At 71.1% G+C, this 18,820-nt stretch carries 17 protein-coding genes; 10 read left to right on the top strand and 7 right to left on the bottom strand.

Annotated elements, in window-relative coordinates; all coding sequences use genetic code 11:
* The first annotated feature begins 42 nt into the window (after positions 1–42).
* The 4 genes from rfbA to ACSDQ9_RS07630 are packed head-to-tail and all read left to right on the top strand — an operon-like array spanning position 43 to position 3,321.
* Positions 43–918, top strand: a complete 876-nt coding sequence (rfbA, locus tag ACSDQ9_RS07645; protein ID WP_435145711.1) for a glucose-1-phosphate thymidylyltransferase RfbA — start codon at positions 43–45, stop codon at positions 916–918.
* A complete protein-coding gene (locus ACSDQ9_RS07640) occupies positions 918–1,466 on the top strand; it encodes an acyltransferase (RefSeq protein WP_435145710.1) in 549 nt (182 codons plus the stop codon). The genes rfbA and ACSDQ9_RS07640 overlap by 1 nt, the downstream gene beginning before the upstream one ends.
* Positions 1,466–2,476, top strand: a complete 1,011-nt coding sequence (locus ACSDQ9_RS07635) for a CgeB family protein (protein WP_435145708.1) — start codon at positions 1,466–1,468, stop codon at positions 2,474–2,476. Before ACSDQ9_RS07640 ends, ACSDQ9_RS07635 begins: the two co-directional genes overlap by 1 nt.
* Positions 2,467–3,321, top strand: coding sequence for a glycosyltransferase family 25 protein (locus tag ACSDQ9_RS07630; RefSeq protein WP_435145706.1), 855 nt, complete (start codon positions 2,467–2,469; stop codon positions 3,319–3,321). Before ACSDQ9_RS07635 ends, ACSDQ9_RS07630 begins: the two co-directional genes overlap by 10 nt.
* Positions 3,322–3,328: 7 nt before the next feature.
* Here ACSDQ9_RS07630 and ACSDQ9_RS07625 read toward each other — a convergent pair whose 3' ends face one another.
* From ACSDQ9_RS07625 to ACSDQ9_RS07610, 4 genes are all read right to left on the bottom strand, one after another.
* On the bottom strand, positions 3,329–4,189 hold the full coding sequence (locus tag ACSDQ9_RS07625) for a glycosyltransferase family 32 protein (protein WP_435145704.1): 861 nt from the start codon (positions 4,187–4,189) through the stop codon (positions 3,329–3,331).
* The gene (locus ACSDQ9_RS07620; RefSeq protein WP_435145702.1) at positions 4,186–5,115 is read right to left on the bottom strand and encodes a glycosyltransferase family 2 protein; all 930 of its coding nucleotides are present in this window, start codon (positions 5,113–5,115) and stop codon (positions 4,186–4,188) included. The genes ACSDQ9_RS07625 and ACSDQ9_RS07620 overlap by 4 nt, the downstream gene beginning before the upstream one ends.
* Positions 5,112–6,062 (bottom strand): glycosyltransferase family protein, encoded by a 951-nt coding sequence (locus tag ACSDQ9_RS07615; RefSeq protein ID WP_435145701.1) that lies wholly within the window; start codon positions 6,060–6,062, stop codon positions 5,112–5,114. The genes ACSDQ9_RS07620 and ACSDQ9_RS07615 overlap by 4 nt, the downstream gene beginning before the upstream one ends.
* Positions 6,063–6,134: 72 nt before the next feature.
* A complete protein-coding gene (locus ACSDQ9_RS07610; protein WP_435145699.1) occupies positions 6,135–7,595 on the bottom strand; it encodes a sugar transferase in 1,461 nt (486 codons plus the stop codon).
* A 134-nt stretch (positions 7,596–7,729) separates the two neighbouring features.
* Between ACSDQ9_RS07610 and ACSDQ9_RS07605 the strand changes: the two genes are divergently transcribed.
* Genes ACSDQ9_RS07605 through ACSDQ9_RS07580 form a run of 6 tightly spaced genes read left to right on the top strand, consistent with a single transcriptional unit; the run spans position 7,730 to position 15,691 of the window.
* Complete coding sequence (locus ACSDQ9_RS07605) at positions 7,730–9,283, top strand: tyrosine-protein kinase domain-containing protein (RefSeq protein ID WP_435145697.1); 1,554 nt, start codon at positions 7,730–7,732, stop codon at positions 9,281–9,283.
* Between the two features lie 10 nt (positions 9,284–9,293).
* A complete protein-coding gene (locus tag ACSDQ9_RS07600; protein WP_435145695.1) occupies positions 9,294–10,550 on the top strand; it encodes an O-antigen ligase family protein in 1,257 nt (418 codons plus the stop codon).
* Complete coding sequence (locus tag ACSDQ9_RS07595) at positions 10,547–11,575, top strand: NAD-dependent epimerase/dehydratase family protein (protein WP_435145693.1); 1,029 nt, start codon at positions 10,547–10,549, stop codon at positions 11,573–11,575. Before ACSDQ9_RS07600 ends, ACSDQ9_RS07595 begins: the two co-directional genes overlap by 4 nt.
* A 59-nt stretch (positions 11,576–11,634) precedes the next feature.
* The gene (locus ACSDQ9_RS07590; RefSeq protein ID WP_435145691.1) at positions 11,635–12,630 is read left to right on the top strand and encodes a hypothetical protein; all 996 of its coding nucleotides are present in this window, start codon (positions 11,635–11,637) and stop codon (positions 12,628–12,630) included.
* Positions 12,627–14,438, top strand: coding sequence for an ABC transporter ATP-binding protein (locus ACSDQ9_RS07585; RefSeq protein ID WP_435145689.1), 1,812 nt, complete (start codon positions 12,627–12,629; stop codon positions 14,436–14,438). Before ACSDQ9_RS07590 ends, ACSDQ9_RS07585 begins: the two co-directional genes overlap by 4 nt.
* On the top strand, positions 14,435–15,691 hold the full coding sequence (locus tag ACSDQ9_RS07580) for a glycosyltransferase (protein WP_435145688.1): 1,257 nt from the start codon (positions 14,435–14,437) through the stop codon (positions 15,689–15,691). Before ACSDQ9_RS07585 ends, ACSDQ9_RS07580 begins: the two co-directional genes overlap by 4 nt.
* On the opposite strand, the gene ACSDQ9_RS07575 is transcribed toward ACSDQ9_RS07580, so the two are convergent.
* From ACSDQ9_RS07575 to ACSDQ9_RS07565, 3 genes are read right to left on the bottom strand one after another with little or no spacing between them, the layout of a single operon-like run.
* Positions 15,666–16,646 (bottom strand): glycosyltransferase, encoded by a 981-nt coding sequence (locus ACSDQ9_RS07575; RefSeq protein ID WP_435145686.1) that lies wholly within the window; start codon positions 16,644–16,646, stop codon positions 15,666–15,668. The genes ACSDQ9_RS07580 and ACSDQ9_RS07575 overlap by 26 nt on opposite strands.
* Positions 16,636–17,835 (bottom strand): glycosyltransferase, encoded by a 1,200-nt coding sequence (locus ACSDQ9_RS07570; protein ID WP_435145684.1) that lies wholly within the window; start codon positions 17,833–17,835, stop codon positions 16,636–16,638. The genes ACSDQ9_RS07575 and ACSDQ9_RS07570 overlap by 11 nt, the downstream gene beginning before the upstream one ends.
* Positions 17,832–18,809 carry a glycosyltransferase family 2 protein gene (locus ACSDQ9_RS07565; protein WP_435145682.1) on the bottom strand — a complete coding sequence of 326 codons (978 nt, stop codon included), beginning with the start codon at positions 18,807–18,809 and terminating at the stop codon, positions 17,832–17,834. The genes ACSDQ9_RS07570 and ACSDQ9_RS07565 overlap by 4 nt, the downstream gene beginning before the upstream one ends.
* Positions 18,810–18,820 lie beyond the last annotated feature (11 nt).

Here is an 18,820-nt window from a genome sequence, read left to right as displayed (position 1 = left end):
AGTCATGGCCGGGAACGGGGCTGCCTCTGCCATGCTGGGGGCATGAAGGGAATCATCCTTGCGGGGGGCACGGGATCCCGGCTGCATCCGATCACCCTGGGCACCAGCAAGCAGTTGATGCCGGTCTACGACAAGCCCATGATCTACTACCCGCTGTCGACGCTGATCTTCGCCGGCATTCGCGAGGTGCTGGTGATCACCACCCCCCACGAGGCGGGGGCGTTCCGACAGTTGCTCGGCGACGGGTCGTCGTTCGGCATCAGCATCGAGTATGCGGTGCAGCCCGAGCCGAAGGGTCTGGCCCAGGCCTTCACCATCGGCGCCGATTTCATCGGGGACGAGAAGGTCTGCCTCGTGCTGGGCGACAACATCTTCCACGGGCAGGGCCTGGGCACCCAGTTGGCGCGCATGGCCGACGTCGACGGGGCCGCGGTGTTCGGGTACTGGGTGGCCGACCCGACCGCGTACGGCGTCGTCGAGGTGGACGAGACCGGGTTGGCCGTCTCGATCGAGGAGAAGCCGGCCCAACCCCGCTCGCACCACGCCGTGCCGGGGCTTTACTTCTACGACAACGAGGTGGTCGAGATCGCCCGCGGGCTGACCCCGTCGGCGCGGGGCGAGGTCGAGATCACCGACGTCAATCGCCACTACCTCGAACGCGGACGACTGCACGTCACCCTGCTGCCGCGGGGTACGGCGTGGCTCGACACCGGAACCTTCGATTCCCTCAATGACGCCTCCAACTTCGTCCGCACCCTGCAGGCACGACAGGGACTGCAGGTCGGCTGCCCCGAAGAGGCCGCTTGGCGGCAGGGTTTCCTGTCGGACGAGGACCTGCGCGAGCTCGCGGGGCGTTACGCCAAGTCCGGCTACGGGGGTTATCTGCAGCAGTTGCTGGAGTTCGGGAGGGTCGGGTGATGCCGAACCTGGCCAGAACGGTTGTCGAGAAGCTGCCGGGGTTGCGGTACCGGCGGTGGCAACTGGCGATGCCCCTGCTGCGCCGCGCCTTCGCACACCTGGGTGACGGCACGGTGATCGTCGCACCGCTGACCCTCAGCGGAACCGAGCGGATCTCCATCGGGGCCAACACCATCCTTCGCGACGGTGCCTGGCTGGCGACCGAGGGGCCGACGTCGTCCCTGTCGGTGGGCGACGACACCTACATCGGTCACCGCTGCCACCTGCATTCCATCGACCCGGTCAGCATCGGGTCGGGCTGCGTCTTCGCCGACAACGTGCTGGTCACCTCGACCGATCACGAGCGCGGCAACCGGCATCTCGTGCGCGGCACCGGCCCGGTGGTGATCGGGGATCGCGTGTTCCTCGGGCAGAACGTGGTCGTGCTCGGCGGGGTGACCATCGGTGACGGGGCCACGGTGGCCGCCAACGCCGTCGTCACCCGCGACGTCGCCGCCGGTGCCGTGGTCGGGGGCATCCCGGCGCGGCCGATCGGGCGCCAGCCCTGATGAGCCGACGGTTGCTGCTGGTCAGCCCCACGTTCCACGGCTACTGGCGCTCGATCGAGCGGGCCTTCACCGAGCTCGGCTACCAGACCGTCACCCATTGCTACGACGCGGCCCCGCGCAGCGAGAAGGTCTGGAACAAGCTGCGGCACGAACTGCCGGCCCGGGTGCGGGGGGAGCGTCGTCACCTCTCCCACGAACTGGTGACGGCTCGCGCCATCGCCGCGCTGCGCGAGGCTCGGCCCGATGTCGTGCTGGTCGTGCGGGGGGATGCGCTCACCGCCGACTTCTGGCAGGAGGTGCGTACCCTCGGTGCGAGGCCCGCGATGTGGCTCTACGACGAACTGCGCCGCACCCACCACGACCCGTCGACCATCGGCAGCTGGGCTGCCATCGCCACCTACTCGGCCGACGACGCAGCCGACCTGCGCCGGGCCGGGGTGCCCGCTGAGCACGTTCCGTTGGCCTTCGACCCGACCCTGACACCAGACCCGAGCCGGGTCACCGGAGTGCCGGCCTTCACCTTCATCGGTGCCCGCTACGGCCGGCGCGAGGAGTACCTGCGAGCACTGATGGCCGCCGGAATGCCCGTGCGCGCCTTCGGCCGCGACTGGTCGTCGCACCCGGTCGATCTCGCGCGCACGTTCCGGGCCTCGCCCGTGGGCCTGCCCTGGGGGCGAGACCTGCCCCTGGCCGACGCCTACCGGGTGATGGCTGGCAGTGTGGCCACCCTCAACGTGCACGGTGACCAGGACGGTTTCACCATGCGCACCTTCGAGGCCGCCGGAGTCGGGGCCGTCCAGCTGGTCGATCGACCCGACGTGGCCGACCTGTACGAACCCGGGAGCGAAGTGCTGGTGTTCACCGACCCCGACGAGCTGGCACGACTCGCCCGCGACGTGCTCGCCTCGAGCGACCGGATGGCCGCACTGCGCGAGGCCGCACGCCGCCGCACCCTGGCCGAGCACACGTTCGGCCACCGGGCTCGCCGGTTGGCATCACTGTGGGACTGAGTGCGCGACCGGCGGTGGTCGACCGGGTCGTCATCGCCCTGCCCGACGAGAACCGGCTCGAGAGCTTCCGGGCCTGCCCGGGGGGCGAGTCCTTCCGGGTGTTCTGGGCGGTCGACGGCCGGGGCGGCCGGGCGGCGGAGCGGTTCGACACCAACCGCTTCGTGGCGCGCGTGGGATCGCCCGCCACCGGCGGCGAGATGGGGTGCGTGTTGAGCCACCTGAGCGTCGTCACCGCGTTCGCGAACGAGGTCGGCGCCGACACGGATCTCATGGTCGTCGCCGAAGATGATGCCCTCCTGGGCCGCGACTTCGAGGCGGTGCTCGATCGACTCGTCCGACGCCTGCGGCCCATCGGGGTGGTCGTGTTGGCCGACCCGTTCGGGGCGGCCGGACGACGCGACTTCTTCGGGGCTTCCGAACGATGGGCGCAGCTGTCGGCCCTGGCCGTGCCGGTCGGCCCCGCGCACCGGCCCCTGCAGTACCGGGTGGGGCGGGTCGAGGGGCACCTCATGGGGGCCGGTCTGTACCTCATCACTCGGCGGGCCGCTCGCCGGTACGCGGACTGGGCCGCGCTGCAGGGTCGCCCCCACTGGGTGGCCGACGACTACGGCTTCTGGGCCCGCGAGGCACGCATCGGTGTGCGGCTGGTGCGCCCCAACCTCGCCGGCTGGGTCGGCGGAACCCAGTTGGAGCGACCCGAACCGGGTCGGGCCACCGAGATCCTGCGCGAGCACCAACGGTCGGGGTCGCTCCTCGAACGACTCCGGTGGCGCCTGGCCCCGCGAACGCGGCTACGTCGGCTCGCCGCCTCCCTGCGCGCCGCTCGGCGGCGCGACCCGAGCTGAGCCACGGTCAGCGGTAGTCGGTGAGCTGGGGAGTCAGCCCGTCGCGCAGCAGCACGTGGTCGTGGAAACGGAAGGCCAGGGGCTGCACGATGGTGCCGAGTATGCCGAACCACTCCAGTGGGTAGAGCGGGTCGTCGCCCCAGACCCCGCCCGGATGGGCGCGAAGCTCCGGCAGGTGGTGATCGAGGGTGCGGGTCACCTCGTCCCACCACATCGTCGACAACGGCGTGCCCGGGCGGGCGATGAAGGCGCACATGCCCGGCAGGTGGGTGTGGTGCTGGCGCAGCTCGCGGCCCAGCGGTTCCGGGGAGGCGGCGACCGCCAGGCCGTCGACCTCGGGGTAGCCGAGCATCATGGCGTCAGGTGTCTCGTCCATGGCGTCGAAGGCGGGCAGCCACGAATGACGCGCGGGCTTGAGGTCGCTGTAGCCACCCCCGTGGTGGTGCATGAGGTAGGCCCGCAGGTAGTCGGAGCGGTGCACCAGCGACAGGTGTTCGTAGGCCTCGTGCACGGGGGCCCCGGGCACGATCCAGGCGTCGAGCGTGGCGGGTGAGACCACCTCGACCGGCACCTCGGCCACCGCACGAAGGCTCGCGAGTGCCCGCTCCCGGTTCGGTGTCAGCGGATTGTCACCGGTCCAGCACACGAAGATGCGCCGCGGAACCTCGACGCCCAGCCACGACTCCGGTGCGACCTGAGGGTCACGGTTGACGAAGTGGTGCGGCGAGAGGGTGGGATCCCACGCGGGTTCGTGGGCCAGCGAGTGTGCACGCAGTCGCGCCCGGGTGCGGGCGAGGCGTGCATGCCGCAGGCGTTCCGCGAGCCGGTGTTTGGTCTGCCGGGCGATCCCCAGCGGCGAGGGGGTCATGACGGTCCGGCCGAGGTCTGTGAAGCGGGCCCGATCAACAGCGGCGCGGGCATCCGGCCGAGCAACCGGAAGATGACGTGGCCCTCGAACTCGCCCAGCGTGGTGCCGGCGGCCGACGCCAGCGCCCGCCGACCCGCGCGGGAGGCGGTGAGCCAACGCAGGGGCAGCCGTGCGTAGGTGGTGACCAGGGCCTTCGCGGAGTAGCGCGCACTCATCACGTTGCCGAGGCGTTCCCGGTGACGTTGGCGCAGCATGATGTTGCCGCGGCCCCAGGTGCGGTGCTGGCGGAAGGCGGAGGCGTCGTCCGCGCGCAGCCGCACACTCACGACGGCCGGTTCGCGGGTCAGGGTGAGCCCGTGGTGCTGCGCGCGCCACCCGAAGTCGATGTCCTCGACGGCGTAGCGGTAGCTCTCGTCGAATCCGCCCACGGCCAGCGCAGCCTCGCGCTCGAGGGCGACGTTGCCCGAAGCGATGCCCGGCAGGTGGCCGGCGACCTCGACCAGGTCTTTCTCGAGGCCGCCCCCGAGCGGCCCGTTGAGCCGAGCGAAGTCGAGCCAGCCGGTGACGATGCTCCCGGGGCCCACGAACCGGGCCATCGAGGCCACCCAGTCGTCGGCCACCACGTCGTCGGCATCGCAGAAGGCCACCACTCGACCGCGAGCGGCGAGGATGCCGACGTTGCGGGCATGGGCGGCACCCCGCCGGTCGGAGGCATCGAGCACCCGCAGCGCGGCGAACTGGTCGGCGAACTGGGCGACCCGTGCGCGCGTGCCATCGGTCGAGCCGTTGTCGCACACGAGTACCTCAAATTCTGGCACCCTGCGGTCGGTCGCATCGGTCTGGCGCGCGAGCGCGGCCAACTGGTCGCCGATCGTGGCGGCGCCGTTCAGCACGGGGACGATGACGCTGACCTCGGGAGTGCTCATGCCCGGGCCGCCCGCCAGTTGCGCCAGCGGATGCGCACGGTGTCGGGGGACCGCCGCAGCTTGTCGGTGAACACCCAGCGCAGCCGGTCGGCCTCGCCCAGCAGCTTGTCGCGATGGCTGGTGCGCCGACCGGCCATCACCTGTTCGATGCCGTCGAGCAGTACGGCCGCGTACTGCTCGTGCCCGTCGACGGGGTGGTCGAGCAGCGAGGCCAGTTTGGGGTTGTCGTCTGCCACCTCGACGTGGCAGCCGCAGGCTCGTCCCTCGAGCACGGCTCGCTCACCGCCACCCTGCAGCTCACACGGCACCAACACCGACCGGGCACGGTTGTAGAGGTCGGCGAGCTCGGCCTGCGACACATGGTCGATCAGGGTGACGCCCTCGGCCCGGAAGTGCTGCAGTTGGGCTGGATCCGCCGAGCTGAGATCGCCGGCCACCACCCGCACCCCCTGCTTGTCGAGCAGGCGTTCGGGCCGCTTGAACGATGCCATCCGACCGACGAACAGCCAGTCGATGTCGCGCTCCCGGTGCTGGTCGTGCATCACCCGCGAATCGACCGCGAGCCCCTGCAGGGCCAGGGGGTGGCGGGCGACGCGGGGGGCGTACCAGGGGGTCTCGTAGAACAACACGTCGTAGCGCAACGACTGCACGAACGACTGCGGACGACTCGAGCCAGCGATCACCAGACCGCAGGGGGTGTTGGTGCGGGCCAGGGCGCCGGCGGACAGCGCGTCGGGATACCAACCCCAGTCGCTGCGCACGAGCACGAAGTCGGCGTCGAGCAGGCGGGCCCGCTGGGCGGCGGCGTCGGCGTTGTACGGGTGGACGTTCAGCCACTCGACCTCATGCCGGGTGGCGACCACCTCGAGCGCGGCCGAGAACCCGTCGAAGTCCTTCCCATAGGCCTGCGAGACCGTGGGCAGGGCATGCACGACGTTGATCTTCACGGCTCTCCAGCGGGGATCTTCACGGCTCTCCAGCGGGCTCGGGGTCACCGCAGATCGTACGACCGTGGTCGCTCAGTAGGCGCCGTTGGGGCGCAGGACGGCCCAGACGGTGCGCAGCAGGATCGTGAGGTCCTGCAGGAACGACCAGTTGTCGACGTAGTACAGGTCGAGGCGCACCGCATCGTTCCAGCTCAGGTCGGAGCGGCCCGACACCTGCCACAGACCGGTGATGCCCGGGCGCACGTCGAGGCGACGCAGCACGTGGGACTTGTAGTGGTCGACCTCCTGCTCCAGGGCCGGTCGGGGGCCGACAAGGCTCATCTCGCCCTTCAGCACGTTCACCAACTGGGGCAGCTCGTCGATCGAGTACCGGCGAATGAATCGGCCCACCGCCGTGACCCGCGGGTCGTGGCGCAGCTTGAACAGCACCCCGTTGCCGTCGTGCTCGATCAGGGTGTGCTTGAGGGCCTCCGCGTCGACGACCATGCTGCGGAACTTCAGGCAGTTGAACACCTCACCCGTGCGGCCCACCCGGCGCTGGCGGAAGATGACCGGGCCACCGTCCTCGAGCTTGATCGCGAGCATGGCGAGCAGCATGACGGGGCTGAGCAGCAGCAGGGCGACGGAGGCGGCGAGCACGTCGAAGCTGCGCTTGAGCCCGCGCCCGGCCCGCTCGGCCTGGGGCTTGGCCACCGTCATCAGCGGCACCCCGGCGATGGTCTGCACGTCGACGCGGTTGGACGAGATCTCGGCCAGCGACGGGATCACGATCAGGCGGGCCTGTTCGCGTTCGAGCTCGCGGGCCAGCTCGTTGAAGTGGTTGGCCCCACGCAGCGATCCCTCGACGAAGATGACCGCGTCCGCCTTGGTGCTGCGCACGGCCCGCAGAGCGTCGTCGGGCGTGCCCAGCACCGGAATGCCCGACGTGGGGGCCGGCTCACCGGGGTGGGTGAGGGCGCCGATCAGGTCGTAGCCGATCCAGGGTTCGCGCTGGAAGACGGCGGCCAGGTGGTCGATCCCACGCGGGTGACCGGCGATCACCATCGGCACTCGCATCGACCCGCGGCGGCGGGCGCCGTGCAGGGCACGCCGCATCAGGTGCCGCCCGAGCACCAGCAGGGGGATGCCGATCAGGAAGCTGAGGAAGTAGAAGGCACGCGACAGCGGGTAGTTGGAGAGGTAGGCGCCGATGCCGAGCAGGGCGGCGGCCACCACGGTCGCGTTGATCACGGTGCGGTACTCGACGGTGCCGGCACCCAGGTGCTTCTGGCTGTAGGAACCCAGGGCCAGCAGCGAGACCAGCCAGACTCCGATCACGACGGCGATGGCCGGGCGCACCAGGGAGTCAACGTCGCCGCGGTGTGGGAACAGGGTGAGTTGGCTGCGCAGGTTGAGGGCGAGCGTCGTGGTCACCGCGATGACGGCGGCGTCGACGGCGAAGATCGCCCACTGGAGATACCGCAGGTGGCGGGCGTCGCCCGTCCACGTGATTCGACGCAGTTCCCCCGACGGCGCGAAAGTCTGAGATCGCACAGGTAGCACCTACACTTCAAGCACTGCCTCGCTCGCCCCCCGCGAGCGTGTAACAGCGTTACAAAGTATGGCATGCTCGGCTCGCAAATGACAGCCCCGAAAATGCCCGTCGCCATCGCGCTGAAGGAAAGCCCATGACCCTGCTTGACATTGTGCGACTGCTGCGCAGGAATGCGCTCATTTTGCTGGCGTTCATGCTGGTGGGAGCGGGTTTGGGGGCGGCTTGGACCTACACGCGCCCGACCGTCTACGCCAGTCAGGCGGTGGGATTGGTGGTCGCCGGAGACACCGCCACGGTGGTGGGAGCGACATCGGGTGACCTGCTCGCCCAGCAGCGTGCCGCGGCCTACACGAATCTGATGACGACGGGTCCGGTGCTGCAGCGCGTGAACGCCGAGGTGTCGAAGAAGGGGCTCCCGGTCGGCGGTTTCTGGGCCACGTCGGTGCCCGGCACGGCCTTCATCAGGGTGCACGCCTCGGCCTCGACACCCCAGTCGGCCCAGGCCACCGCGAACGCCGCTCTGGCGGCCCTGGTCGCCGAGGCGCTGCGCATGGAGACCTACGGCCAGGTGCAGACGATGGAGACGCCTCCGCCCGACGGCCAGCTGCGCAAGCTGACGGCGATCCACGTGTTGCCCTACGAGCAGGCCGGGCTGCCCGGTGCACCGGCCCGGGTGGGGCTGGTCAGGAACCTCGCGCTCGGGGCCGTCGCTGGCTTCCTCGCCGGCCTCGCACTGGTGGTGGTGCGCCGCAAGCTCGACGTGAAGGTGCGCACCCAGAGCGATGTTGAGTCGCTCACCGGTCATTCGGTGCTCGGTCTGCTGCCCGATTCCAAGGAGGTGCGCCGCCAGCGCAACGCGGGGGTCGGCTCGTTGGCCGGCCTGCCCGGGGAGTCGTTGCGCAAGTTGCGCACCAACCTGCGCTTCGTGCACGTGGACGACCCGGTGCACTCGCTGGTGGTGACCAGCGCCAATCCGGGTGAGGGCAAGTCGACGGTCGCCTCGAACCTGGCTCGGGTGATGGCGCTGTCGGGTCAGTCGGTGGTGTTGCTCGACTGCGACCTGCGCCGGCCGGTGCAGGGCAAGGCGTTCGGCATCGACTCGTCCGTCGGTCTCACCCAGGTGCTGGCCGGCGACATCTCCGTCGACGAGGCCTTGGTCGAGACGAAGGTGACCGGACTGAGGGTGCTGCCCGCGGGCCGGGTTCCCCCCAACCCCAGCGAACTCGTGGGCTCGCGCAAGATGAGCGAGCTGATTGCCTCGCTCTCGAAGGACCACCTGGTGGTCATCGATGCCCCTCCGATGCTGGCGGTGACCGATGCGGCCCTGCTGGCCCGGGCCAGCGGTGGGGCACTGTTCGTCGCCTCGGCCGGTCGCACCCCGAAGGACCAGCTGGCCAACTGCGCCAAGCAGCTCGACCTGGTCGGGGCCACACTGCTGGGCACCGTGCTCAACCGGGTGCCCCGGCGCGGCATCAGCGAGGCCATGTACGGCTACGCGACCGGCGGCTACATCTCCAAGCAGGAGAAGTACTACACGTCGGCCACGGTCGAGAGCGAGACGGTCGTCATTCCCGAGTCGCCCATGCCGGTGGGACGAGCCTCCGCCAAGCACACGCCGGCGCATCGTCCGAGTCAGGCGGCACGGGCGCGCCGGGGCGTGGTCTCCGATGACACCCTCCACGGCTGAGTCGACGGCCGTGGCAGCGGCCGCCGCGATCACCGGATCGGCCGCGCCGGCGTCCGCCGCCGACCAGGTCGCGGACCAGCGACCGTGGTCGCTCGAGCCGGCCCCACCGCGTGGAGAGGCGCCGCGGGACTCGTGGGCCCGGTGGCTCGGTGGCGTCGTCCTCATCGACTTCCTGATCGGTTTCGGTCTGCTGTGGGACCGCTATCCGCTGCCCGGGCTGAACCAACCGATCGGCGTGCCCCTGCTCGTGGTGGGCATCGTGGTGGCGGCCTGGCGCCGCCCCACCCGCAGGCTGCCCACGCTGGGGCTGATCGTGGCGCTCTACGGGTTCATGCTCGGCTGGGCGGTGCTCGTCTCGCACCTGAACCACCTGAACTGGTACCAGCGCGCGGCCAAGATGACGATCCTGATGGTGTTCGCCCTAGCGATCGCCCAGGGACGACTGCACCTGCGCAGCCTGCTGCAGGGTCTGGTGGTCGCCATGCTGGTCAACGTTCCGCTCTACTACGCGGGGCTCACCCCCGACAACTACCCGCCCTTCCTGACCGGCTTCTTCGGAGACAAGAACATCGCCGGCATGATGTACGCCACCCTCGGCGTGCTCGGCCTGCTGCTGCACCGCCGCTGGTCGCTGCGAGTGGCGCACGTGGTGGTCTTCGGGGCGGCTCTGGCGCTGACCGGGTCGCGCACCTCGATGGCGGCCATGGCCGTGGCGCTGGTCTGGCTGGCGCTGCGCAATGTCTTCCCGTTGCTGATGCGCCTCGGGCTGGCCGCCGTGCTGGTGGCCACGCTGGCCACCATCGAGGCCCAGTTCTCGCGGGTGCTGTTCTTCCGTGACCGCGAGGGCACCGACTGGTTCCGGGAACAGATCGACCTCGCCACCGCCGCGAAGCTGGCCCTGTCGCCCTGGTACGGCGACGGCCTCACCACGGCCTGGGTGCGCATGGGGTACCGATTCATGTACTTCCACAACTCCTACTCGTCCATGCGCATCGAGGGTGGCTGGGTGATGGTGGCCGTCATGCTGCTGCTGTTCGGCTGGTTCGCGGCCGGTTTCCTCATGCAACGCAAGGCACGTGCCGACGAACTCGTCACCGAGGCCGCCATGGTGGTCGTGCTGGTGTGCGCGTGGAAGCTGGGCGAGGTGTTCTTCACCACGCCTGCGTTCCTCGTCCTCGGGGCGGGGCTGCTCACCCGGCGGTCCGTGCCACGGCCGGCCCCGGCGTCGTCCGTCACTCCGATCGCACCGCCCAGGAGGTCATCGTGAAGATCCTGATCACCGGAGGGGCCGGGTTCATCGGCCACCACCTGGCCGCGGCCCTGACCGCCGACGAAGGCCATGCCGTGACGGCCCTGGACTCGCTGCTCGCCCAGGTGCACGACGACCCTTCCGCCGACCGCGACCGCTTCCCCGGCCCGGTGGTGCAGGGCGATGTGGCCGACGCCGCGGTCTGGCAGGAGCTCGCCCCACACGACGCCATCGTCCATCTGGCGGCCGAGACCGGAACCGGTCAGTCGATGTACGAGCAGGACCGCTACCGACGGGTCAATGTCGAGGGCACCCGGCTCGCCGGCGAGGCGGCCAGGCGGTGGGGGGTGCCGCTGGTGGCACTGAGCTCGCGGGCCGTCTACGGCGAGGGGCAGCGCGACGACGCGGGTGCGCCGCGCGCCTCGCGTGAGGACGACCCGCTCGCCCCCGTGTCGTTCTACGGCACCACCAAGGTCGAGGCCGAGGCGAGCGTGGCCGACGTCGCCCGCGAGGTCCCCGTCACGCTGCTGCGTCCGCAGAACGTGGTCGGCCACGGGCAGGCGCTCCGCAATCCCTACACCGGGGTGCTGGCCGCCTTCCTGGCGAGGCTGCGGGAGGGTCGTCCGGTGCAGATCTACGGCGACGGCCACGAGACCCGTGACTTCGTCCACGTCAGCGACGTCGTCCGGGTCATCGTCTGGGCGCTGGGTCGTCCTTCAGTGCAGTCCGCGGACGATTCGCCGCTGGTGCTCAATGTCGGCACGGGCACCCGCACGAGCCTGGTCGACCTGGCCCGGCACGCCATCGCGGCGGCCCCGACCGGCGGCACCCTCGAACACGTCGACGTGCACCGGGCCGGCGACATCGAGCACGCCTGTGCCGACCTGACCCAGCTGCGGGCCGTCGGGGCGCCGGTACCCACCCTGAGCTCCGGGGAGGCGATCGCCGATTTCATCGTGCGGTCCTGGGCCCAGCCCGGTGCCGACTCCTCGATCTGGGACGACGCCCTCACCGAGCTGCGTACCCGAGGGCTGGCCCGGTGACGGCTCAGGTCTGGTGCGTCACACCCGCCTCATCGGGGGGTTGGGGGCCGGTCACGGCGATGGCGCATCTGGTCGCCCGGTTGTGGGAGACCGAGCTCGTCGAGGTGCATCCCACCCGCGACTACGGGTTGGTGCGCAAGCTCGCTTCGATGGCGCCGCGAGTGCGCGGCCCGCGTGGTCCGCTGTTGGTGATCGCCGCTCACCCGGGCGACCTGCTGGCGCTCGCCGATGCGCGGGTGCTGCTGGGTCGGGTCGGGCAGGTGGGCGCCTGGATCATCGACTCCTTCTGGGACGAACGCCTGCCCCGGTTCGCGCGGGAGGGCTCGACGATCGATCGCGTGTGGATCACCGATCACGAACTCGTCGACCGCTACCGCGATCGCACGGGCATCGAGTGCGGGTGGGCGCCTTGGGGTTCCGACGCGCTCGACTGGCCCGGGGTGAGGGGATCGGCGGGGCCGGGTTCGGACGGGCGCGATGTCGACGTGTTGCGCCTGGGGCGCCAGCCCGCCGCCTGGGCCGACGACGACGTCAATCGGGCCCTCTTCGAGGAGCGCGGGCTGACCTATCAGGGAACGTTCGTGGGCAGTCAGACCGATGGGCTCGCCAACCAGCGCGAGGTGGTGCGCCAGTTGTCGCGGACGAAGGTGGTGCTCGCCTCCGGCAATCTGGCCAGCCCGGCCGACTACACCCACCCCACCCGGGACTACCTCACCGGACGATTCACCGACGCCGTCACCTGCGGTGCCCTGGTGGCCGGCAGCCTGCCGAAGGTGCGGGCCGCCGACCTGCTGCCCGACGAGGCCAAGGTCGAGATCGACGTGAGCAGCCGCGGGGCCGGGCTGGCCGCCATCGAGGCCGCCGTCGCCTCGTGGTCGCCCGACCTCGAGCGCCGCCTGCGGCACCACGCCCTCGTCCACCTTGACTGGCGGCATCGTGTGCGCGACATCTCCGAGGCCCTGGGGGTGGTGACGCCCACGCTCACTGCGGAACTGGCACGGTTGGATCACGAGGTCGCGGTGGCCGGAGCCGCCGCAGGGAAGGGCTGCGCATGATCGACGACGTGCGGTACCTGCTGGGCACCTTCACCCGGCGCGATCGCCTCGGTCTGGTGCTCTACGTGGTCGTGGGCTTCGTGGTGTCGATGATGGACCTGCTGGGGTTGGCGGCCGTGCTGCCGCTGATGCAGGTGTTGTTGGGAGCCGACCTCGATTCCGGCTACATCGGAGCCTTGCACCGGCTCTTCCCGGGCGATCCCTCGCGCAGGGCGTTCGTGACCTGGATGGCCGTGCTGATGGTGGGGGCCTTCGCGCTGAAGTCGGTGGCCAGTCTGCTGATGACCCGATGGAGCGCGGGGCTGGTGATCCGCCTGCAGATTCGCAGCTCGACCCGCCTGCTCGACGCACTGCTGTCGGAGAGTTACCTGCGCCATCGTCAGCGCGACACGGCCGAGGCGTTGCGCACGATCGACGCGGCCGTCGGTGATGCCCACGGCAAGGTGCTGGGCGGGCTGCTGTCGTTGGTCTCGTCGGTGTTCTCGACGGTGGTCATTCTCGGCCTGCTGCTTGTGGTCGCGCCGGCCGTGACGGCCGTCGCGATCGTCTACTTCGGGCTGGTCGTCTTCTGGCTGCAGCGGGTGCTCGCCCGCCGCAACGTCGCCGCCGGCCGCGATGCGGTGATGTCGGCCTGGGATCGCAGCCACGCCCTGATCAACGCCCTGCAGGGCTTCCGCGAGGTGCGCATGCACGACGCCAAGCCGGAGTTCGTGCGCCGGTTCCTGGAGGCCAGCGAGCGTAACGGATCGGCCGCCCGACGGGCGCTGGTGTACTCGGTGGTGCCCCGCTACGTGCTGGAACTGATGAGCATCTCGGGCATCGCGATCATTCTCGTGCTGGTGATGCTCACCTCCGACCCGGCGGGGTTGATGCCCACCCTGACGCTGCTGGTGGCCGCCACCATCAAGCTGATGCCCACCATGGCCGCACTGACCGCCACCCTCGGGCAGATCCGCGCCGGAACCACCGGACTGCACCTGGCCGTGCAGGCACTGCGCGACGTTCCTCCCGGCCTGCGGGAGCAGACCTCGGGGGCGCCGTCGCGGGGGCTCGAGGAGGCCAGAGACCTGCTCGTCGACGACGTGAGTTTCCGCTACCCAGACGGCGCCGACGACGTCTTGCGCGACATCACGCTGCGCGTTCCCGCCGGGACGTCGTTGGCCCTGTGCGGGTCGAGCGGGTCGGGCAAGACCACGCTCGTCGACGTCATGCTCGGGCTGATCGAACCCGACCGGGGGCGGGTCACCTACGGGTCGCGCACGGTCACCGAACTGGGGTCGACCTGGCGGGGCACGGTCGCCTACGTACCCCAGGACGTGTACCTGCTGAACGACTCACTGGCCGCCAACATCGCGTTCGGCGAGGCAGCCCACCTGCGCGACGAGGCCCGCGTGCGGGCCGCCGTCGAGGGTGCCCGCCTGAGCGAGGTGGTGGCGGGCCTGCCCGACGGTCTCGACTCGATGCTGGGGGAGCGCGGTGCCCGACTGTCGGGTGGTCAGCGGCAACGCATCGGCATCGCCCGCGCGCTGTACCGCCGTCCGCGGGTGATCGTCTTCGACGAGGCCACCTCGGCCCTCGACAACGAGACCGAGAACGAGATCACCCAGTCCATCCGGGCACTGCAGGGCGAGGTCACGACGGTCATCGTCGCCCACCGGTTGTCGACCGTGCGCCACGTCGACCAGCTCGCCTTCCTCGAGAGCGGACGAGTCGCCGGCCTCGGCACCTTCTCGCAGGTGCGGGAGCAATCGTCCGCCTTCAACCGCATGGTCGAGCTGGGGCGCCTCGACGACGAGGTGGGGCCGTGACCGACGGCTGGCCCAGCCAGGTGCGCCGAGTGGTGTTCGTGGCGCCGCGGGTGCCCGAGACGTCGGGTGGGGCCACCTACGTGGAGAACATGTCGGCCGCCCTCGTGGCCCGTGGCATCGATGTGGAGCACATCTCGCTCGCGCCGGGCACCCGGCCCGAGCGGTTCCCGACCTTCGTGGTCAATCCCCGCCCCGGCCTGCACGCGGGACCGGTGCTGCGGGGTGGCGCGCTGGCGGGCACCGGGTGGCGGGTGCACCGGGTCGCCGTCGCGGTCGCCCGGGCCACCGCCAAGACCGCCGATCGCCGGTGGTTGCGCCTGCGCTTGCGGCGACAGTTGCGCCGGTACGGCGACGACACCCTGCTGGTGTTCACCCATGTATTGGCCGCCAGAGCCGTGGACGAGTCGGGGTGGCGGGTCGAGCCCGGATCCGGCCCCCTGCGGGTGGGCCAGCACCATTCGAGCTTCGACAGCCTCGACCACGAGACGTGGTTGCGGGCCGCCATCCCCGAGCACTTCGCCGGGTTCGACGGGTTCAGCGGGCTGACCGACGATGACGCCCAGCGGTTCGCCGAGTTGCTGCCCGGGGTGCCGTGCCGGGGGATCGGCAACCCCTTTCTGCCGGTGGAGGTACCCCGCTCGATGCCGGTCGCCGACTCCCGCACGGCGGTCGCCGTGGCCCGGTTGTCGGGAGAGAAGCAGCACGCGCTGATGGTGCGAGCCTTCGTCGCGGCGGTGCGCTCGTCCCCAGGCCTGCGGGGCTGGCGGCTGGCGATTCACGGGGAGGGTGGGGAACGTCCGCTCATCGAGTCGGTGGTGGACGACCTGGACGCGCAAGCCTTGGTGTCGCTGCCGGGTGAGACCGGCGACCCACTGGGTGTGCTGGGTGGGGCCGGGCTCGCCCTGCTCACCTCGTCGTTCGAGGGTTTCCCGATGACGGTGCTCGAGGCGGCCCAGGCTCGGGTACCCCTGGTGGCGCTGGACTGCTCGCCCGGGGTCAGATTGCTGGTCGGCGAGAATGGGTGGTTGGTGCCACCGACGGGCGGCGTGGCGGGGCTGGTGGCTGCCCTCGTCGAGGCGATGGGCGACGACCGCGAACGTCAACGCCGTGGCGAGAGGGCCCACGCCCACCTGGACCGCTGGCACCCCGACGCCGTGCTGGCTCAATGGGGGGAGTTCGCCCAGCTGCTGCTCGCGCGGCGAGGCGCCGGCCAGGTCAGCGAGCCGGTCATTGGCCGGAGCGGCCCGACCTGAGGCGCGCTGCCACCCTCGACACCCGGGAGAAGACCTCGGGCTCGCGCCGCACCCCGAGCCCGATCAGCAGGGCCCGGAGGCGCAGGTTCGGGGCGGCTCGACCTGCCGCCGCCTTGGTGAAGCCTTCGCGCGCCACCTCGGGGTGGGCGCCCGTGCGCCACAGCTGGATCGCGCGCGGTGGCACGTGCCTGCGCAGGGCCTCGTCGAGGTCGGCGTCGATGCCGAACAGTTTGGTGAGCATGGCGACCCGCGCACCGAGGTGGTCGGGGTCGAGGTCGGTGAGCCGGGTCGAGCCCAGCGAGGTGGCGAGTTGCCGAAAGCTCACCAGCGGGTCGTCGACCGCCAGCACCGGGTGACGGGCGGCGAGCCGAAGCCACAGATCATGGTCCTCGTAGAACCAACGCTCGTCGTAGCCCCCGACCTGCCGCACCCGGTCGGTGACCAGCAACACCGAGGCGGCCACGATCCAGTTCCAGACCACCAGGTCTGTGACCACCCGGCCGCTGGCCGGCTCCGGCCAGCCGTGCACGGTCCGCAGGCTGGGGGCGATCACGTCCCCCCGCTCGTCGATGACCCGGGCGTCGCTGTAGACGAGGGCGGCCCGTCGTCCGTCGTCGACCCAGGCGTTGACCTGACGACTGAGGCGATCGGGGCGCATCAGGTCGTCGCCGGAGAGGTAGGCGTACAGCGGGGTGTCGATGGTGGCGAGCGCGCGGTTGAGTCCGGCGCACAGGCCCAGATTGTGGTCGTGCAGGTCGAGTTCCCACGTGGGGGCGTGCTCGGCACACCAGGCCCGGACGACCTCGCTGGTGCCGTCGGGCGATGCGTCGTCGATCACCAGCACCCGGGCCGGGGGCAGCGTCTGCGCGAGCACCGAGGCGAGGGCCTCTTCGACGTGTTCTCGATGGTTGTAGGCGACGACGACCACGGTCACCCCGGGGCGGTCAGCGCTCACGGTCGCTCCCGAGCAGGGCGGCGATCCTCGCGGTGAAGGCGTCGGGTGAGAACTCGGCGGCGCGGGCCCGGCAGGCGCCCTCGATGCTGGCGCGTTCGCTCTCCGTCAGCGATGCGACCCTGCGGGTGGCCGCGGCCAGGTCGTCGAGGGTGATCCACCGTTCGGCCCCGGCCACGGGCGCCACCACCTCGCGGGGGCCGGCCGTGTCGATGACGACCGGGATCACCCCGGCGCTCATCGCCTCGACGGTGGTGATGCCGAAGTGCTCCTGCGTCTCGGGGTGCTCGGTGACCGACTCCCCGAACCCCTGGGCGTGCCAGAAGATCGTCGACGACGCGTAGAGCGTCGCGAGGTCGGCATGCGGGAGGTTGGGGTGCAGGGTGACCGGGGCTCCCTGGGCGCGGTCGCGCAGCGATGCGAGGTAATCCTGCTGATCGTTCGGGCAGGTGCCGGCCAGCTGCAGTTCCCACCCCTGGTCGTGCAGGTCGGTGAGGGTGCAGAAGGCGTCGACGAGCACGTCGTGTCGCTTGTTGGGCACTCCGGGCACGGGTCGTTCGATGCGGCCGACGGCCACGATCTGACGGCGACGGGTCGCGTCAGCCTCCATGGGGGAGCACGGGGGCGGCACGACCACCGCGGTGCGGCCCCAGCGTGACCGCACGTGGTTGGCCGTGAAGCCGGAGTTGGCGACGATGGTGTCGTAGCTGCCCAGCGCGTCTGGGCCGTGGCCCAGCAGCCCGCGGCGCGCCCGGGCAACCACTGCCATGGCGGCGGCCCGCCACCACGGTCGCCAGCGGTGGTCACGACGGTGCGGGAAATGGCAGACGTAGACATTGCGGTCGCTGGCCACCCCGGGCAGTTCGGCCTTGTACAGGCAGGTGAACTGCACGGACGGGCCCAGCCGCCGCAGGGCCCCCGTCCACCCAAGTTCCTCGACCAGATCGAACAGCGAGGTGGGCAGCCGCCTCGACCACGAGGGTGGGGTGGGCAGGTGGACGACCCGAACGCCGGTCAGGTCGATGCCGAAGTGGCGCTCGAACTCGGGCACCTCGCCGCGATCGGTGGCCAGCACCACGGCGGTTGCCGGCGGTGTGAGCCCGCGCAGCGCCGCCGCCAGCCCGACTGCGTACCGTTCGGCGCCACCGCCATTGAGCAGGCCCGGCATGACGACCACGAGCGGACCGGTCACGAGGGACTCCCGCCCGGAGCCGGCCGGTTACCAGCCGCGGGTCCCTGGGCGTGCGCGGCCGTGGTGAACCCGGCCACGGCAGCCGACTCGACCGCCCACGCGACCAGCTTGCGACCCACGGGGCGCGGCACCACGGGCAGCATCCGGTCGACGGTCGCCGTCCATCGGTCGAGCCGGCGTTCGTCGAGGCGGTTCGCGGAGGCGCGCACCAGTCGGTTCCACGGATCGTCCCCCAGCGGAACGGCCCGACCGGACGACCCCGGCCCGTGGATCTGCTCGAACCGTGCCCGGGCCGCTCCCGAGTCCCAGGCGCGGCGGGCCCGGATGGCGGTGGTCACCGAGGCCAGGTGGTGACGCACGGTGGCGCCGTCGGCCAATTCGATGGGGATGCCCAGGGCCCGCAGGCGGTAGCCGAAGTCGAGGTCTTCCCAGCCGTAGCCGCGGTAGCGGGCGTCGTAGCCGCCGAGCTCGACGTAGACCTCTCGGGTGCACGAGACATTGCCTCCCCACAGCCGCCACCGCTCGTCGGGGGGCGTGGCGCGGGCGTTCGCTCGTCCGGTCTGGTCGGCCCAGGCCCCGTAGGCGCGGGCGTAGGCGTTGTCGGGGGCGACGTTCTCGGGCAGGCCGACGACTCCCACCCGCTCGCCGCGGGCCGCGGCCGCCTCGTGCGGGGCGACGTGGGCGGCCACGTGCCCCGGCGACAGTTCGAAGTCGTCGTCGGCGCGGATGAGCACGTCGCCCGTGGCCTCGGCGAAGCCGGCATTGAGGGCGGCAACCCGGCCACGGTTCTCGGGGAACACGACCGTGCGCACGGCGAGGTCGTCATGGACGTCGGCGAAGCGGCGCACCACTGACTCCGAACCGTCGACGTCGCCGTCGAGCACCACCACGGCCTCCCAGTCGGGGTGGGTCTGCGCGGCCAGCGTGGCCAGCAGCAGCGGCAGGCGGCGCGCGCCGCCGCGGCTGGGGACCACGACTGTTGCTC

Origin of the sequence: Aestuariimicrobium soli (assembly GCF_051192575.1) — a bacterium.
GTDB classification, from domain to species: domain Bacteria; phylum Actinomycetota; class Actinomycetes; order Propionibacteriales; family Propionibacteriaceae; genus Aestuariimicrobium; species Aestuariimicrobium soli.
Note: the sequence above shows the minus strand (reverse complement) of the source record. Positions and strands in the feature narration are given on the sequence as shown.

What these genes read in the sequence shown, in the direction of transcription:
- rfbA (WP_435145711.1), top strand. Translation starts at nt 43, where the DNA reads ATGAAGGGAATCATCCTTGCGGGGGGCACGGGATCCCGGCTGCATCCG.
- ACSDQ9_RS07640 (WP_435145710.1), top strand. Translation starts at nt 918, where the DNA reads ATGCCGAACCTGGCCAGAACGGTTGTCGAGAAGCTGCCGGGGTTGCGG.
- ACSDQ9_RS07635 (WP_435145708.1), top strand. Translation starts at nt 1,466, where the DNA reads ATGAGCCGACGGTTGCTGCTGGTCAGCCCCACGTTCCACGGCTACTGG.
- ACSDQ9_RS07625 (WP_435145704.1), bottom strand. Translation starts at nt 4,189, where the DNA reads ATGACCCCCTCGCCGCTGGGGATCGCCCGGCAGACCAAACACCGGCTC.
- ACSDQ9_RS07620 (WP_435145702.1), bottom strand. Translation starts at nt 5,115, where the DNA reads ATGAGCACTCCCGAGGTCAGCGTCATCGTCCCCGTGCTGAACGGCGCC.
- ACSDQ9_RS07605 (WP_435145697.1), top strand. Translation starts at nt 7,730, where the DNA reads ATGACCCTGCTTGACATTGTGCGACTGCTGCGCAGGAATGCGCTCATT.
- ACSDQ9_RS07590 (WP_435145691.1), top strand. Translation starts at nt 11,635, where the DNA reads ATGGCGCATCTGGTCGCCCGGTTGTGGGAGACCGAGCTCGTCGAGGTG.
- ACSDQ9_RS07585 (WP_435145689.1), top strand. Translation starts at nt 12,627, where the DNA reads ATGATCGACGACGTGCGGTACCTGCTGGGCACCTTCACCCGGCGCGAT.